16 protein-coding genes are annotated in these 14092 nt (G+C 58.4%); 5 read left to right on the forward strand and 11 right to left on the reverse strand.

Annotated features, from left to right (window positions below; genetic code table 11):
* Positions 1 to 4: 4 nt before the first annotated feature.
* Complete coding sequence (locus HXX25_RS01880) at positions 5 to 586, reverse strand: lipocalin family protein (protein ID WP_187166843.1); 582 nt, start codon at positions 584 to 586, stop codon at positions 5 to 7.
* Positions 587 to 711: 125 nt separating this feature from the next.
* Here HXX25_RS01880 and HXX25_RS01885 point away from each other — a divergent pair, with 125 nt between their 5' ends.
* Entirely contained in the window at positions 712 to 1245 is a 534-nt protein-coding gene (locus HXX25_RS01885; protein WP_187166844.1) for a response regulator, read from the forward strand.
* On the opposite strand, the gene HXX25_RS01890 is transcribed toward HXX25_RS01885, so the two are convergent.
* The 3 genes from HXX25_RS01890 to HXX25_RS01900 all read right to left on the reverse strand — a co-directional run bounded on the left by HXX25_RS01890 (position 1242) and on the right by HXX25_RS01900 (position 3421).
* Positions 1242 to 2261 (reverse strand): low specificity L-threonine aldolase, encoded by a 1020-nt coding sequence (locus HXX25_RS01890; RefSeq protein ID WP_187166845.1) that lies wholly within the window; start codon positions 2259 to 2261, stop codon positions 1242 to 1244. The two genes, HXX25_RS01885 and HXX25_RS01890, sit on opposite strands and share 4 nt — an antisense overlap.
* A 32-nt stretch (positions 2262 to 2293) precedes the next feature.
* On the reverse strand, positions 2294 to 2947 hold the full coding sequence (locus HXX25_RS01895) for a hypothetical protein (RefSeq protein WP_233346808.1): 654 nt from the start codon (positions 2945 to 2947) through the stop codon (positions 2294 to 2296).
* A 291-nt stretch (positions 2948 to 3238) separates the two neighbouring features.
* Entirely contained in the window at positions 3239 to 3421 is a 183-nt protein-coding gene (locus tag HXX25_RS01900; protein WP_187166847.1) for a hypothetical protein, read from the reverse strand.
* 194 nt (positions 3422 to 3615) lie between these two features.
* On the opposite strand from HXX25_RS01900, the gene HXX25_RS01905 reads away from it, so the two are divergent.
* Together HXX25_RS01905 and HXX25_RS01910 are read left to right on the forward strand one after the other, a co-directional pair.
* Entirely contained in the window at positions 3616 to 4821 is a 1206-nt protein-coding gene (locus tag HXX25_RS01905; RefSeq protein ID WP_187166848.1) for a pyridoxal phosphate-dependent aminotransferase, read from the forward strand.
* Between the two features lie 113 nt (positions 4822 to 4934).
* On the forward strand, positions 4935 to 5402 hold the full coding sequence (locus HXX25_RS01910; RefSeq protein WP_187166849.1) for a Dps family protein: 468 nt from the start codon (positions 4935 to 4937) through the stop codon (positions 5400 to 5402).
* A 287-nt stretch (positions 5403 to 5689) separates the two neighbouring features.
* Here HXX25_RS01910 and HXX25_RS01915 read toward each other — a convergent pair whose 3' ends face one another.
* The 6 genes from HXX25_RS01915 to HXX25_RS01940 all read right to left on the reverse strand — a co-directional run bounded on the left by HXX25_RS01915 (position 5690) and on the right by HXX25_RS01940 (position 11462).
* Positions 5690 to 6583 (reverse strand): LysR family transcriptional regulator, encoded by an 894-nt coding sequence (locus tag HXX25_RS01915; protein WP_187166850.1) that lies wholly within the window; start codon positions 6581 to 6583, stop codon positions 5690 to 5692.
* Between the two features lie 11 nt (positions 6584 to 6594).
* Complete coding sequence (locus tag HXX25_RS01920; RefSeq protein ID WP_187166851.1) at positions 6595 to 7593, reverse strand: aldo/keto reductase; 999 nt, start codon at positions 7591 to 7593, stop codon at positions 6595 to 6597.
* 109 nt (positions 7594 to 7702) lie between these two features.
* Positions 7703 to 8899: a DUF547 domain-containing protein gene (locus HXX25_RS01925; RefSeq protein ID WP_187166852.1), complete on the reverse strand. Its 1197-nt coding sequence runs from the start codon at positions 8897 to 8899 to the stop codon at positions 7703 to 7705.
* 97 nt (positions 8900 to 8996) lie between these two features.
* Positions 8997 to 9941, reverse strand: a complete 945-nt coding sequence (gene trxB / locus HXX25_RS01930; protein WP_187166853.1) for a thioredoxin-disulfide reductase — start codon at positions 9939 to 9941, stop codon at positions 8997 to 8999.
* Between the two features lie 65 nt (positions 9942 to 10006).
* Positions 10007 to 10660, reverse strand: coding sequence for a beta-lactamase hydrolase domain-containing protein (locus tag HXX25_RS01935; protein ID WP_370543744.1), 654 nt, complete (start codon positions 10658 to 10660; stop codon positions 10007 to 10009).
* The gene (locus HXX25_RS01940) at positions 10560 to 11462 is read right to left on the reverse strand and encodes a mitochondrial fission ELM1 family protein (protein WP_187166855.1); all 903 of its coding nucleotides are present in this window, start codon (positions 11460 to 11462) and stop codon (positions 10560 to 10562) included. Before HXX25_RS01940 ends, HXX25_RS01935 begins: the two co-directional genes overlap by 101 nt.
* Positions 11463 to 11619: 157 nt before the next feature.
* Between HXX25_RS01940 and HXX25_RS01945 the strand changes: the two genes are divergently transcribed.
* Both HXX25_RS01945 and HXX25_RS01950 read left to right on the forward strand, forming a co-directional pair.
* Positions 11620 to 12000 (forward strand): BlaI/MecI/CopY family transcriptional regulator, encoded by a 381-nt coding sequence (locus tag HXX25_RS01945; protein WP_187166856.1) that lies wholly within the window; start codon positions 11620 to 11622, stop codon positions 11998 to 12000.
* Positions 12000 to 13496: a M23/M56 family metallopeptidase gene (locus HXX25_RS01950; RefSeq protein WP_187166857.1), complete on the forward strand. Its 1497-nt coding sequence runs from the start codon at positions 12000 to 12002 to the stop codon at positions 13494 to 13496. The genes HXX25_RS01945 and HXX25_RS01950 overlap by 1 nt, the downstream gene beginning before the upstream one ends.
* 114 nt (positions 13497 to 13610) lie before the next feature.
* Here the strand turns inward: HXX25_RS01950 and greA are convergent, their stop codons facing one another.
* On the reverse strand, positions 13611 to 14084 hold the full coding sequence (gene greA, locus HXX25_RS01955) for a transcription elongation factor GreA (RefSeq protein WP_187166858.1): 474 nt from the start codon (positions 14082 to 14084) through the stop codon (positions 13611 to 13613).
* Positions 14085 to 14092 lie beyond the last annotated feature (8 nt).

A 14092-nucleotide genomic window follows, 5' to 3' on the forward strand; every position in this document is an offset into this window, starting at 1 on the left:
CCGCTTATTCCGGCAGGCCTTCACGCGGTGCGGCCGCGGCGCTGGGCCATTGATCGGGATAGATCAGGCCTTCGGTATCAAAACCGAGCGCCTGCAGATAGGCTAGGCGGGCATCCAGAATTTCCGGATTCATTTGCGGTTCGCGGGCGAGGATCCACAGATAGCGGCCCTGCGGTTCGGAAATCACCGCCCAGGAATAATCCTCGGCCAGCTCGACAATCCAGTAATCGCCGAAAAACGGTCCGAAAAAACTCACTTCCAGCTTGGCATTGGTCTCCGGATCGGCAATCCGCGCACGGCCTTCCGCCACGTCCAGCTCGCCGTCCAGCCCGCCCTGCCAGCAGCGGTTGATCACCCGGATCATCCCATCGTCGCGGCGCTCGTAATAGGCTGAAACGCCATGGCAATTTTCCTCAAAACTGTGTTCCGCCCGGGCGATTTCAAACCAGGTTCCGAGATAGCGCTCGATATCCACCGAGGCGACAACGGGCGGCGGCTCATCCCCGGCCAGCCGGTCCGGCGGCGCGCTCATGCAGGCAGTCAGGATCAGGGGCAGAAAACCCAGTATTGCGGTACGAAAAATCATCTTGATGCCTTTCCTGATGAGAAAACCCCGAGGGGAGTGAGGAAATATACTCTTGGTTAATCCCGATCAGCGCAATTTGTTCCCTTGGGGCTAGAAGTAATTTAGAGGCGGGTCCGCAAAAAACCATGGCGGGCAGTTTTGATCGCGTTCGTGTTCTCATCGTTGAGGACAATCCGCATATGTCGGCAATTCTGCGGACAATATTGCAGGGTTTTGGCGTGCGTACGATTCACGAATGCCGCGATGCCGAAACCGCGCTCAACAATATGGCCGCCTTCAATCCCGATATTCTCCTGGCCGATCTGTTGATGGGGGAGATGGACGGTCTCGAACTCGCCACCCACATCCGCAATGACGAGAATAGCCCGAATAAATATCTGCCCATTATCATGGTTACCGCCCATTCCGAACGGACGCGCGTGCTTCAGGCCATCAATGTCGGCGTGAACGAATACCTGGCCAAGCCGGTGCGTCCGATTGACCTGTTCGAGCGCATGATTTCATTGATCGAGCGGCCGCGGCGCTTTGTTCGCGCACCGAACTATTTCGGACCCGACCGCCGCCGCCGGCAGGAAGCCCGATATGAGGGGCCATGGCGTCGCTCCACAGACGAAAAATACGATGACGGCGATGAGGCTGACGAGGAAGCCGTAGCCTAGCCCCCCAACGCGTCTTCCAGGGCCTTGAGGTCATTGTCCGTCGTCGACCAGCTGGCGACAAAACGCGCCGAACCGTCCGGCCATTGATAGAATCCGGCGCCTGCCGACCGCAGCTGCCTTGCCACTTCCACGTCGAGGCGCACAAAAACTTCATTGCCATCAACGGGATGAACGATTTCGGCTCCGGCTTTTCGCAGAGTATTGGCAATTTCGGCCGCCGAAGTATTGGCTGCCCTTGCCAGATCCAGCCATAAATCATCGTGCAACCAGGCCAGCATTTGAGCCGCAATATAGCGTGCCTTGGGGCCCATATGGCCCGAGCGCTTCTGCCGGGCTTGAAGTTCGGGCAAATGGCGCCGCGCATTGCCAAACAACAATATGGCTTCCGCGCCGAGCGCGCCGTTTTTGGTCGCCCCAAGGCAGAGGATGTCCGCGCCCGATTGCCAACTCATACTGGCGGCACTTTCACCGGATGACACCAGGGCGTTCGCAAATCGCGCCCCGTCGAAATGAATATTCAAAGCCTTCGATTTCGCCCGCCCTGTCAGAGCGGTCAGTTCCGTCGGCGAATAGGCACAGCCGGATTCATTCAGATTTGAAATCGACAGGGCGCAGGGAGGTGGCGCATGCACAAAATCCTGCGGCCATTGATTCAGCGCGCGCTCAAGCTCGCCGGGATCAATTTTCGCATGCTCACCGGCCAGCGGCAAAAGCTTTGCTCCGCCGGAGAAAAACTCGGGTGCGCCCCGCTCGTCGCGATGGATATGCGCCTCATCGTGACAAAGAATCATACCGTGCGGGGGGCAAAGAACCGACAAGGCCAAAGCGTTGGAGGCTGTGCCGCTGGTCGTCAGCACCAATTCGAGATCAGTCGCGAAAACCTCGCTCAATCGGGCCTTCAATTCGGTGGTTATCGCATCATTGCCATAACTTGCCGCATAGCCGGAGTTGGCAGCGGTCAGAGACGCCAGAAGCGCGGGATGCGCAGGCGCGGTGGTATCGGAAAGAAAATTCATGACCGCAGAAGTTCGGCAATTCTATTGCCGGGTCAATCCCCGAATGCGGGATCTGGCCGGGACGCGGGCAATGCGTCGCGCATCGAATCCGCGTTTGAAAGCGAATGGCGTTGCGTGCCGTTATCCAGCGTCGCCTGACCTGATAATGGATGCGGTCCCTGACCAAATTGCGCCCGGATTAAATCCACATCAATCAGATAGAAACTCGAAGCGGTTTCATCCGCTGCCACCATCTGCGTATGCCTTCCTGCGCCCTGGGGACAGATCCCGGTTCGGGCAAAGGCATCCGGGTCGCCGGGACATTGAAGGCCGCGGAGCACGGATTGCGTGCCGGGCGAGAGTGCGTACGCATTCGCTGCCGGGTCTATATTCCCGACAGGCGCTTCGTCAGCTGACCGGGCCGAAGCAGGGGGCGAGGAGGCGACCGCAGGAGGGTTTTCGACTGTGGGGCCGTCCGCATCTTCTGCCTCGGAAACAACCTCCAGAGGTTCGGGCCGGGGAATGTCTTCCATGTCCGGAGCGGTCGGCCGCTCGTCTTCAATTGCGGTCTGGTCAAAAACCAGAGCCACATCGATGGTGTCAACCTCCTGCCACGGCAGAGGCGGAGAAGCATTTAGCACCAATGAGGCGAGGATGCCGTGCACGCCTGCGGTTACGGCAAGGGCAGCAACCGTTTTGCGCTCCACCCGGATAGGCGTGTTTGTAGATCCTGAAAATAGCGCACGAAGCTGCAAATGCCTGCCCTGGCCCAATCAACAATCCCGCCGCGAGTAATCTAAACCACTCGCGAAGGCCTGGCGACCCGGAAAGGGCAGAATATCAGGGCTTTTGCGCTTTTTCGGCGCGGCGTCTTGCGTCGTATAGCGCCGCCACTGATTGTCCGCCTGTTCGCGCCAGTACGCCGAAACCCCTAACGCTGGGTGCTTTGACCGGAGCGGCTGTTTTGCGAATGATGGTCATATCTTCTATTCCTCTTGCTATCGCGCTGGCGTGGGTGTCAGCCCATCGGCATTCGAATTGACGTCCCCCTGTTCGGCCATGGGCATGACCAGGCGGGCGGAAGTCTGGTTTTGATTGAGAAACAGGGTGACGGCCAAAACAGCAGCGGCAAGAATGAGCCCTGTGACAGCGCTGGCATTACTGGTTCCCGGTCTGGCCATCTTTTATCTCCCCGATTGCCGTTCGACTTGAAGACAGTCCTGCAGCTTCCCGGCCTCCAGAGGGCCAATTCGGGCCAAGTTCAAGAACTTTGCGGCTTTCCATAGGCAAATGAGGCCGAAAAGGGGCTGGACGCTTGGCCGCCGCCGCCGGGACCGCTAGTTTCGAATCAAACTTTCGGACAAAGGATTCCCGGATGACCTTCCATCAATCGGACGCGCTGGCACGAGTTCAGCCTTCGGCAACACTGGCCGTCACTCAGAAAGCGCGCGATTTGCGGGCGCAAGGTGTCGACGTCATTTCACTGGGCGCCGGAGAACCGGATTTTGATACGCCCGATCATATCAAGGATGCGGCGATCGCAGCCATTCGCGCGGGCAAGACGAAATATACTGCCGTTGACGGGATACCGGAATTGAAAGCGGCTATTGTCGCCAAGTTCGGGAGAGAGAACGGCCTCGTATACACCCCCGATCAGGTATCGGTGGCTCCGGGCGGCAAGCCCATCATTTATAACGCCCTGGTGGCGACCCTGAATCCGGGCGATGAAGTCCTGTTTCCGGCCCCCTACTGGGTGTCATATCCGGAAATGGTCCGGCTATGCGGCGGTGAACCAAAAGTCATCCCGGCGGGCATTGAGAACGGATTCAAGATCACGCCTGCGCAGCTCGAAGCCGCCATCACGCCAAAAACCAAATGGTTCATTTTCAACTCGCCCTCCAATCCGACGGGCGCGGGATATACGGCCGACGAAATTCGCGGGCTGACGGATGTCTTGCTGCGCCATCCGCAGGTCATGATCATGACCGACGATATGTACGAACACATCGTCTATGATGGCTATGAATTTGCGACGATCGCCCAGGTCGAACCCCGACTGTACGACCGGACGCTGACGACGAATGGCGTTTCGAAAGCTTTCTCGATGACGGGGTGGCGCATCGGTTATGCCGCCGGGCCAAAAGCGTTGATCGCCGCCATGCGCAAAGTGATCTCGCAAACGACCTCCAATGCCTGCTCGATCAGTCAGTGGGCGGCGCTCGCAGCCCTTGAGGGCCCCATGGATTTCATCAGGGATCGCAATGACGCGTTCAAGAGGCGCCGCGACATCGTATTGGCGGATATCAACGCGGCGAAGGGCCTGTCGGCGCCGGTTCCGGAAGGTGCCTTCTATATATTTGCTGAATGCTCGGGCTGGATTGGAAAGACCACCGCGAAGGGAGTGACGCTCCACAATGATGTGGACGTCTGCAGTGCGCTCCTCGACGAGGAAGCGGTCGCCGCCGTTCCCGGCACAGCCTTTGGCGGATCGCCCTGCTTTCGCATTTCCTATGCAACGGATGATGACTCATTGCGCGAGGCGGGCAAACGGATCCGGCGCTTCGCGGAGAATCTTTCATAGAAAAAAATAATATTAGTGACGAATAATAGTTATTTGATCTATGTCTGGATGCGGTTCATACAGAGTGATGAGAAATAACGGCGCAAAAGCGCTGCCGGAAAGGAGTGTCAATTATGACGATGTCGATGGGTATGGACCAGGCGAAACGCGATACAATGGCGAAGGCCGTCACCGAGGTGCTGGCCGACACCTATGCGCTCTACTTCAAGACGCACGCTTATCACTGGAACGTCACGGGTCCGCGTTTCCACGATCTGCACATGCTTTTTGAAACCCAGTACAACGAGATGTGGACGGCCACAGACGATATTGCCGAGCGCGTTCGGGCTCTGGGCGTGAAGGCACCGTCTTCCTACATGGAGATGGACAGGTTCGCGAAGGTGAAATCGGAAGCGACCAAGGCAGACGCAAACGACATGTTGTCGGATTTGCTCGCCGGCCATGAGCAGGTCGCCACGACTATTCGCTCTGCTCTCGAGCAGGCCGCCGAACTTGGCGATGAGGCGACGGCGGATATTCTGACCCCGCGCCTGACGGCTCACGAAAAAATGGGCTGGATGTTGCGGTCGACGCTCGGCTAGCAGCGGAAAATATCGCGGGAAAAAGAAACCCCGGCCATATCGGCCGGGGTTTTTTCACATCTGTGAAATTGTAGCGCCGGGCCCTAGGGGAGGAGAAGGGTCCCGGCGCAATGTGCATACGGTGTCGGGGAGGAGACAGTATGCAAACTCAGAAGGGAACGTGTCAGCTGCTGCTGTGTTCGGGCGAGGATATGAGGGATGGCCGCCAGATTGACCAGAGCCAATGTGGAATATCGGTTATGCAGATTTGCAATGGTATAGTGGCGAGGTCAGGGCATTGAAAAAATTCAGGTTTCCCAGCGCTTGGCCTCTGCAATCAAAAAGTCGCGAAACACCGTGATCCGGTTTGATCCGCGTAATTCCTCCGCATAAACGAAATAGACCTCGAACACCGGCCCTTCAACGTCGGGTAAAACGCGAACAAGCTTGTCGTTTTCACGCGCGACATAATCCGGCAGGCTGGCAATACCCAGCCCCGCTTCGGTGGCCTTCATGACGGCGTTGATTGTATTGGCTTCGACGATGGCCGCTCGTGGCGCAGCGCCGGGTGGGCGGCCAAGGCGCGCCGCCCAGTCCAGATTCGGGATCGGCGCCAGAGAGGGCGGGCCATATTGCACGATCGCATGATCGTCGAGGTCTTCCGGCGCGGCCGGTGTGCCGCAACGATGCAGATAGCTACGGCTGGCATAGAGGTGTTGTGACACCTGCATGAGTTTGCGCTGTATCAGGTCATTCTGGGTCGAGGGCCAGGGACGAATGGCACACTCCGCTTCCAGACTGGCGACGTCCAGCTCGTGATCATCCAGCATCAGCCGGATACGGATATCGGGATAGGCTGTATTGAACGATGCCAGCCGGGGCGCGAGCCAGATCGCGCCCAGTGCGGTCGGTGCCGTGACGCGAAGATCACCGGAAGGCTTGTCCCTGGAATCGGCAACCATGGCTTCGGCCAGCGCGACTTTGGCCGAGATGTCGTGCGCGGCCTTGTACAGCAGCTTGCCCGGTTCGGTCAGCAAGAGTCCGCGGGCGTGCCGGTGAAACAGCTTGATACCCAGTTGATCTTCCAGGGCCGTAATCTGTCGACTGAGCGCAGATTGTGACAAGCCAAGCGTTTCGGCCGCAGCGGTGAGCGAACCGGCCTCTGCTGCCGCGTGAAATGACTTGAGTTTGTCCCAATCCATGGTTAGCCGGCCTAGCGGTTCACGGCCGACATGCCGCTTTCATTGTAACGTGCGCCGTGGACTTTATCGGCCAGTCCTTCGAGTTTGGCGAGTTCGTCTTTAGACAATGACACGTTTGCCGCACCAAGGTTGGATTTGAGGTTGGCCAGTTTGGTCGTTCCGGGAATGGCGACGATATTGTCGGCGCGCCCCAGCACCCAGGCCAATGCGGTCTGTCCCGGCGTTGCCCCGTGAGCTTCGGCAATGGCCTTTACCTCGTCGACAAGCGCGAGATTGGCCTCATATGCGCCGTCCGCGAAGCGTGGTTGCATCGCGCCCTGACGATACTCACCTTCACCAGACGGCTTGTTGTCGCGGGTCATGGCGCCGGTCAGCAAGCCGCGGCCGAGCGGAGAATATGCGACCAGAGTGGCACCGATCTCTTTCAATGCGGGCAGAATATCGGACTCTATGTCCCTGGAAAAAATCGAATACTCGCTTTGCACGGCTGAAATCGGATGAGTGGCATGTGCGCGGCGAATGGTGTCAGCGGACGCCTCGGACAAGCCGATCGCCCGGACTTTGCCTTCGGCGACCAGTTCGCCCATGGCGCCAACGGTCTCCTCGATCGCGACTTTCGGGTCAACACGGTGCAGATAATACAGGTCGATCACATCCGTCTTCAGAAAGGCGAGAGAATTTTCCACCGCACGCCGCATATTGGCAGGCGTTCCGTCCACGGTCGTACCGGTCATTTTCCCGTCATCATCAAACAGGAATTTCGGCCCGAATTTAGTGGCGATACGTACCTTGTCGCGGCGGTCCGCGAACGCAGCCCCGAGCAGCTTCTCATTCGCGCCCATGCCGTACATTTCGGCAGTATCAAAGTGGTTTACACCGGACTCAATCGCAGCATGCAGCAGCTTGATCGCCTCGGCCTGATCCGTCGGCTGTCCGTAGAAAGCGGACAGACCCATGCAGCCAAGGCCAATCGGATTGACTGAAAACCCGTCAATTTTGCGCTGATCCATAAATTCCTCCCAAGGCAGACCACAGCTTAGCGGTCATCGGGGGGCTTGGCACTCCCCCAAAAGAAAAGCGGCCCCGAAGGGCCGCCAATTTACTGCATTGATGCCGGGATCAGTTGGATGGATCCTCAGCCTCTTCCGCTTCTTCATCCTCATCCTCATCCTCGTCCAGATTGATGACAATCTGTTCGCTGCGGTCAGGCAGATCGCGAATGAAGACGTCTCCGGACAGGCCGTTTCTCATCTGACGCATCCGCCGTTCGATGACGAAATTCAGGAGAATCCGGGCATTGTCAGGAAGGTTGCTGCAGAAAGAGGCTTCCCTTTCAACACCGCTGGCATTTGTCGTTGTCGGACTGATCGAACCACCACAGCGATTGGACCCGTTGGTCATATCCGCGAGCCCCCACTCATTGACATTCGCCCGTAGCGGCATGTCACGCTCCACCAGTTCGGCGACGTCGTCATTGGCGAGGCTCAGCAAATGGGCCCGAACCTGATTTTCCCAGTCGGGAAAGAAATGCGGGCGTGCAAAACGGTAATGTTCGGAGATGTCCAGACGATTGGGCGTGCTGTCGACGCCGCGCAACGCGTTCACAAACTCGCGGCCATTCGACTCCAGCTGGCGCCACACCGTGTCACCCGCATAGGCGTCACGCCGGATACGGGGGCTGCCGACACTGCCATTGAAAAAGCCATAGATGACAAGCGGATCTTCCCAATAGCGGTAGACTATATTGTGCTGGATATCGTTGAGGCTGAGCGGCTCGCCCATGACGGTCAGGATGTTGGCTTCATACACACCCTCATTCGTGCCATGGGCTCTCATCCGGTCAAGATCGTGGCGTGGATAGTTCAACGCAACCTGTTCGACAATCGCGACCGTGTAGAGGTTCAGCCAGTAGGCCAGTTGTTCATTGGGGTGCAGGGCGCTGAAATTGATCTGGCCGGGCAATTGCTCCAGCTCCGCGCGATAGGCGGAAATGGCATCGGTGTGAAAATCCTCGAAAAGGTGAAGGATGATCCGGTTGGCTTCATAGCGATAGCGGCTGTCATTGCCGGTATAGATGCGCGTGCCGGTAAAGATGGGGTCACCGCGCGCCGACCGCCGGTCAGACAGGCCGACATTCAGGACAATATCGCTGAGCATGTCGGACCAGACCGAATAATCAATTTGTTGACCACCATGATTGCCAACAGACGGATCGAATAATTCAAATCTCGTCTCGTCACTGGACTGGACTGCTGCGGCCATCGGCGCGGCGAGGCAGAAGACCGCGACCATGATCGCTCGTGCAAATTGAAGCATGCCTGTTCCCCGGGATTGCGGATCGTATGATTGCCGCCATCTATTGCCATAGCGGCGGCTTGCAACCGAATTAATTCAACTTAATGATAAATCCAGCCTATTCTTGAGCCGCCAGAAAGCGCTCGGCTTCCAGCGCCGCCATACAGCCCATTCCCGCTGCCGTCACGGCCTGCCGGAAGACATCGTCCGTGACGTCACCGGCAGCGAAAACGCCGGGAATGGAGGTTGCAGTAGAATCCGGCGTGGTGACGAGATAGCCGCCAGCTTTGGATTCCAGTTGATCGGTGAACAATTCCGTGGCCGGTGCGTGGCCGATCGCGATGAAAACACCATCGGCGGGATGTTCTGAAACCGCACCGGTTTTCAGATTTCTAAGACGCACGCCGGTCACGCCCGGAGGATTATCATCGCCGGTAATTTCTTCAAGTGTGCTGTCCCAGATCACCTCGATCTTCGGGTGCTTGAACAGGCGTTCCTGCATGACTTTCTCGGCCCGCAATTCATCGCGCCGGTGGACCAGTGTGACCTTGCTGGCGAAATTGGTCAGGAACAGCGCCTCCTCGACAGCGGTATTGCCGCCGCCGATGACGAAGACTTCCTTCTCGCGGTAGAAGAAGCCGTCACACGTGGCACAGGCCGAAACGCCAAAACCCTGGAATTTTTGTTCGGATTCAAGCCCCAGCCATTTCGCGCTGGCTCCGGTTGCGATGATAACGCTATCAGCTGTGTAAATGGCTCCGCCATCGCCTTTCAGCCTGAAGGGGCGCTGCGACAAATCGGCTTCGACGATAATGTCCTCGACGATCTCGGTGCCGACATGCTCGGCCTGTGCCCGCATTTGCTCCATCAGCCACGGCCCCTGGATAACATCCGCAAAGCCGGGATAATTCTCGACATCCGTGGTAATCGTCAGCTGTCCACCCGGTTGCAGTCCCGCAATCAGCGTCGGTTTCAGCATGGCGCGTGCTGCATAGATAGCTGCGGTATAGCCGGCGGCGCCGGATCCAATGATGACGACTTTGCTGTGGCGGGGTTCAGACATGATTTTGCTCTTTCGGAATTCCGTTGATCCCGACTTAAGTAATCAAAGCCCGCTTGCCTACAAGTCTATTCAGGAAAGGCTTCAGCATATTGTGGAGAAAGCTGCCGCATGACTGCCGGGTCCAGATTGCCGTCCGGCGCAAGACCGAGGGAGTCGACCTCTTCGGGCGTCACCTGTCCGGTTTCGATCAGGTGCGCGGCATAGAGATACGCCGCCCGGCGTCCGGTTGCACTATGCAATACGATGCCTGCGCCTTCATTCATGCTCATCTGAAACGTAAAGGTCGATGTCATGGACCGGCTGAACCCGTCTGATCCGCCGACGCCAAACTGTACATAGGTCATACCGGCACCGAGCGCCGCGACGTCTTCCTGGAAGGGCAATTCGGCCACTTCATCATCCGGCCGGATATTGATGATCACGGTTCGCCCGGCGTCTGCCCATGCCTGAATGTCGGCCGCGCTTGGTTGTCCTGCAAGCCAGATTCCATTGTGTTCCGCTGTGACCTGTGGGGGGCCGGAATCTGCAGTCTGCGAATCCCCGCCTTGGGAGCATGCCGTCGCAGTCACCAACAGTAAAAGTCCCGAAATAAGCCTGATCATCGCTTGTCTCCCCCGATCAATTGAATGAATTGGCCAGCAACTTCGCGATCCTTCGGGTTTCGTCAAGCTTTTCGTAGGTCCAGCTGTCGATCCGCCCGAGAAAGGGCCGCATCGCATCGCGGGCTTCGAGCGCCGCATGCAGAAGACGGAATTTCCCCGGATTGCCATGCAGAGGCAACGAATAGACCGGCTTACCGGTAAAAGCGGCTTCTGTGAGCATGTTGGTGGAGTCTTCGGTGACGAAGATCAGGTCCGCCGCCCCGAGGAAGGCAAAATAGGGGTTCTCGCCTTCGCCGCGATAGACCCAGCAGCGATGGTTTTCCGCGAGGCTCGAGAGGGCACGAACGAGCGGGGCCGGTGTGCGCCGCGACGTCGTGATCATCAGGGAATAGCCCTCTTCAAGGAGCCATTGGCCCCGCTCCAGAATTGAATTCTGGACGGCCGCGGTCATCTTCAATCGATTGTTGGGGCCGCCGATCAACATCGCCGCTCGCGGCGTTGGTAATTCCGCAAGCCGGTCTGCGAACTCTTCGCGTTCCGTGTGCAGGCGCGCATCCGTCAGTCGATTGGGAGAGCCGATCATGGCAAGGGCATTCTTTCTGGCCAGCCGGTCATGGATCGGCGCAACGATCGCATCGAAGAGCTGATACTGGCCGCGCGGGTCCTGCACATAGATGAAACGCGCATGCGGGTAGTTCTTGCGATGCTGCTTCGCGACGCCAATGGCGGGGCGGCCACAGCCAATCCAGATCGCGGGATTCTCCGCATCCGGCAGCGTGATATAGCCGTCATCACGGATCACGGCCCGATGCACTTGTCCGCCTGTCTCACGCGCCAGCGCTTCAGCGAGGCCGATGGCCTGATTCTCCACGCCTCGGCGTGTGTCGGCCACGGCCCAGATTTCAGGACCCTCTGTCATGCTTTCATCTGACCGATCCCGCCGGGCGGGGCAAGGGGCGGCTGTGTTTCGGCCACGGTGTGTGCTGTTCGAGGGTGGCTTGAAACCCGGTCGTTGACAGAGATGTGTTACAGGCGTAACGTAAGCTACAAACGTAACATGTATGCGACGGATGAAGATGTCCAACACACCCTCGAATGCCGAACTATCTGTTCTCAAACACCTCTGGTCAGCCGGTGCGCAAAGCGCCCGGGAGGTCCAGAACGCCATGGGACCTGAAACCGGCTGGTCCTATTCGACCACCCGGACTCTGCTTTTGCGCATGACGGAAAAGGAATTGATCCGGCGCGAGGACAGTCATGGCCTCGCGGTCTTTTCGGCGAATGTGGCAAAGGTCGCGCTTATGGGGCAGCTCATCCGGGGATTCGCGGCCAATATCCTCGATATGGACGGACCCATTTCGGCCACCGCCTTTGCCTCCAGCAAGCTGTTTACCGAGGAAGAGGCCGAGGAGCTCACCCGCTTGCTTGAAGACGCCTCCGGCGATGGAGAATCCTGATGGCCGACTTTGCCCAGGCTTTGGCAGTCGGCGCGTTGGTTTCGCTTGCCGCGGGCGCAGTCATCTGGCTCGTTTTCAGCCATTCCATGTCGTCTGGCACGGGCGTCGGCACCTGGCGGCTGGCGCGGCTGACTTGCTTCATTCCGCTGATCGCAGCCCCGTTGATCTACCTTGTTCCGGAGCCAGCCGCGCCGCTGGCTGTGATGGATCCGATGATGGATCATACAGCTCTGAGCGGCGCATTTCTGGCCAGCGAAACCGGCAATGCGGGACCCATACCACCTCCCGCATTAAGTTTCGTCACATTGATGAAGATATATCTCGCCGGTCTGCTGGTCTCACTTGCCCTGGCATGGCTAAGGCATTTCCAGAGGGCGCGGCTCCTGAAATCCAGCCGCTCGCCGGATGAGCACGAATGCCGGATGCTTGAAGCTTCGGTGCCGGATGGTGAACTGCCGCATATCCGCATACTGGTGAGTGATAGTCTTCCGGCTCCCGTGCTGACCGGCTGGGCCTCGGTGATCATTTTCCCTCAATCCCTTTTCGATGATGCGGCCGCGCTCCGCATTGCGGCCACTCATGAATATGTTCACGCCCGGCGCGGGGATGAGCGCGAACGCCTCATTGGCTCTGCACTTGTCACTCTGCTCTGGTTTCATTTGCCGCTGAAATGGATCGAGCAGGAACTCACAACGGCGCGTGAACTCGCTTGTGACGCTGAAACCCTCGATGTGCTGGGGAGCACAGCGCGGACGGCCTATGCCGCCACGCTGATCGACGCGATGCGGTTGGCTGCGCCTGCAGCCTCCGCTTTTGGACCACAAGACAGGAGACATAGAAAAATGCGTATCAAGGCAATACTTGCGGGCCATCGTCCCGCCCGGTTTCGCAGCACTATCCTTGCGGCCTCGGCGTTGACCGTGGTTATTCCGTTGACCGTTGCCCAGGCGGTCTGGATTGACCGGCGGGACGCGCCCGTATTGGTTCAACAGATCGAGCCCGTTATGGGAATAACGGCCCCGGCACAGAGCCCTGCGGATATTGACCGCGTGAATCTGGCTCAGAACATGGCCCCGGCTGCCGACGTCGCTTTCACGGCGCGTCCGGTAGAAGGCGGCCGGATATCCAGTAATTTCGGCCCACGCCCGGCCCGGCCCGCCGCGGCACCGCCTTTCCACAACGGAACCGACATTGCGGCCCCGGAAGGGACCGCCATTCTGGCACCGGCGGCGGGGCGTGTCGTGCATGCTGAATACGGTTTTGGCGGCAGCGAGGCATGGGGCAATACGCTGGCCCTTGATCACGGCAATGGCTGGCAGACCGTCTATGCGCATATGCAGGGTTTTGACGTAGCGGTTGGTGACACCGTGACCTCAGGCCAGCAAATTGGACGCGTCGGGAATACCGGCAATTCAACAGGGCCGCATGTCCATGTGGAAGTGCGTTTGAACGGCGAGCGCATTGATCCGGCCGATCACGTTCCCGGCCTGAGATAAGGCGTTCTCAGCGAAAGCGGGACCCGGGTTCGCGGTTCGAAATTGCGAAAGATCTGTTCTGCAACGAAAACGGCCGGGGAAAGCCCCGGCCGTTCCTGTTTCGGATCGTGCGGGCTAGATCCAGTCGACCTTCAAAATCTCGTAGGATTTCAGACCGCCCGGTGCATTCACCTCGATCACATCGCCAACTTCCTTGTTGATCAGGGAGCGCGCAATCGGAGAGGTGATGGAAATCTTGCCGTCTTTGACGCTGGCTTCGTCTTCGCCGACGATTTTGTAGACAGCTTCGGCATCCGTGTCCTCGTCGACGACGGTCACGGTCGCGCCGAACATGATGGTGTCACCGCTCAGCTTGGCGACATCAATCACCTGGGAGCGGGCCAGCTTGTCCTCGATCTCGGCCAGACGGCCTTCAATCCAGCCCTGACGTTCCTTCGCCGCATGGTATTCGGCGTTCTCGGAAAGGTCGCCGTGCTCGCGCGCCTCCGCAATCGCCTGAATCACCGCAGGGCGTTCAGTCGTTTTCAGGTGCTTCATTTCTTCGTCGAGGGCTTTGAAACCGTCGGCGGTCATAGGAATTTTTGACATTTTTGATT

It is taken from the genome of Hyphobacterium sp. CCMP332 (genome assembly GCF_014323565.1).
Taxonomy (GTDB): domain Bacteria; phylum Pseudomonadota; class Alphaproteobacteria; order Caulobacterales; family Maricaulaceae; genus Hyphobacterium.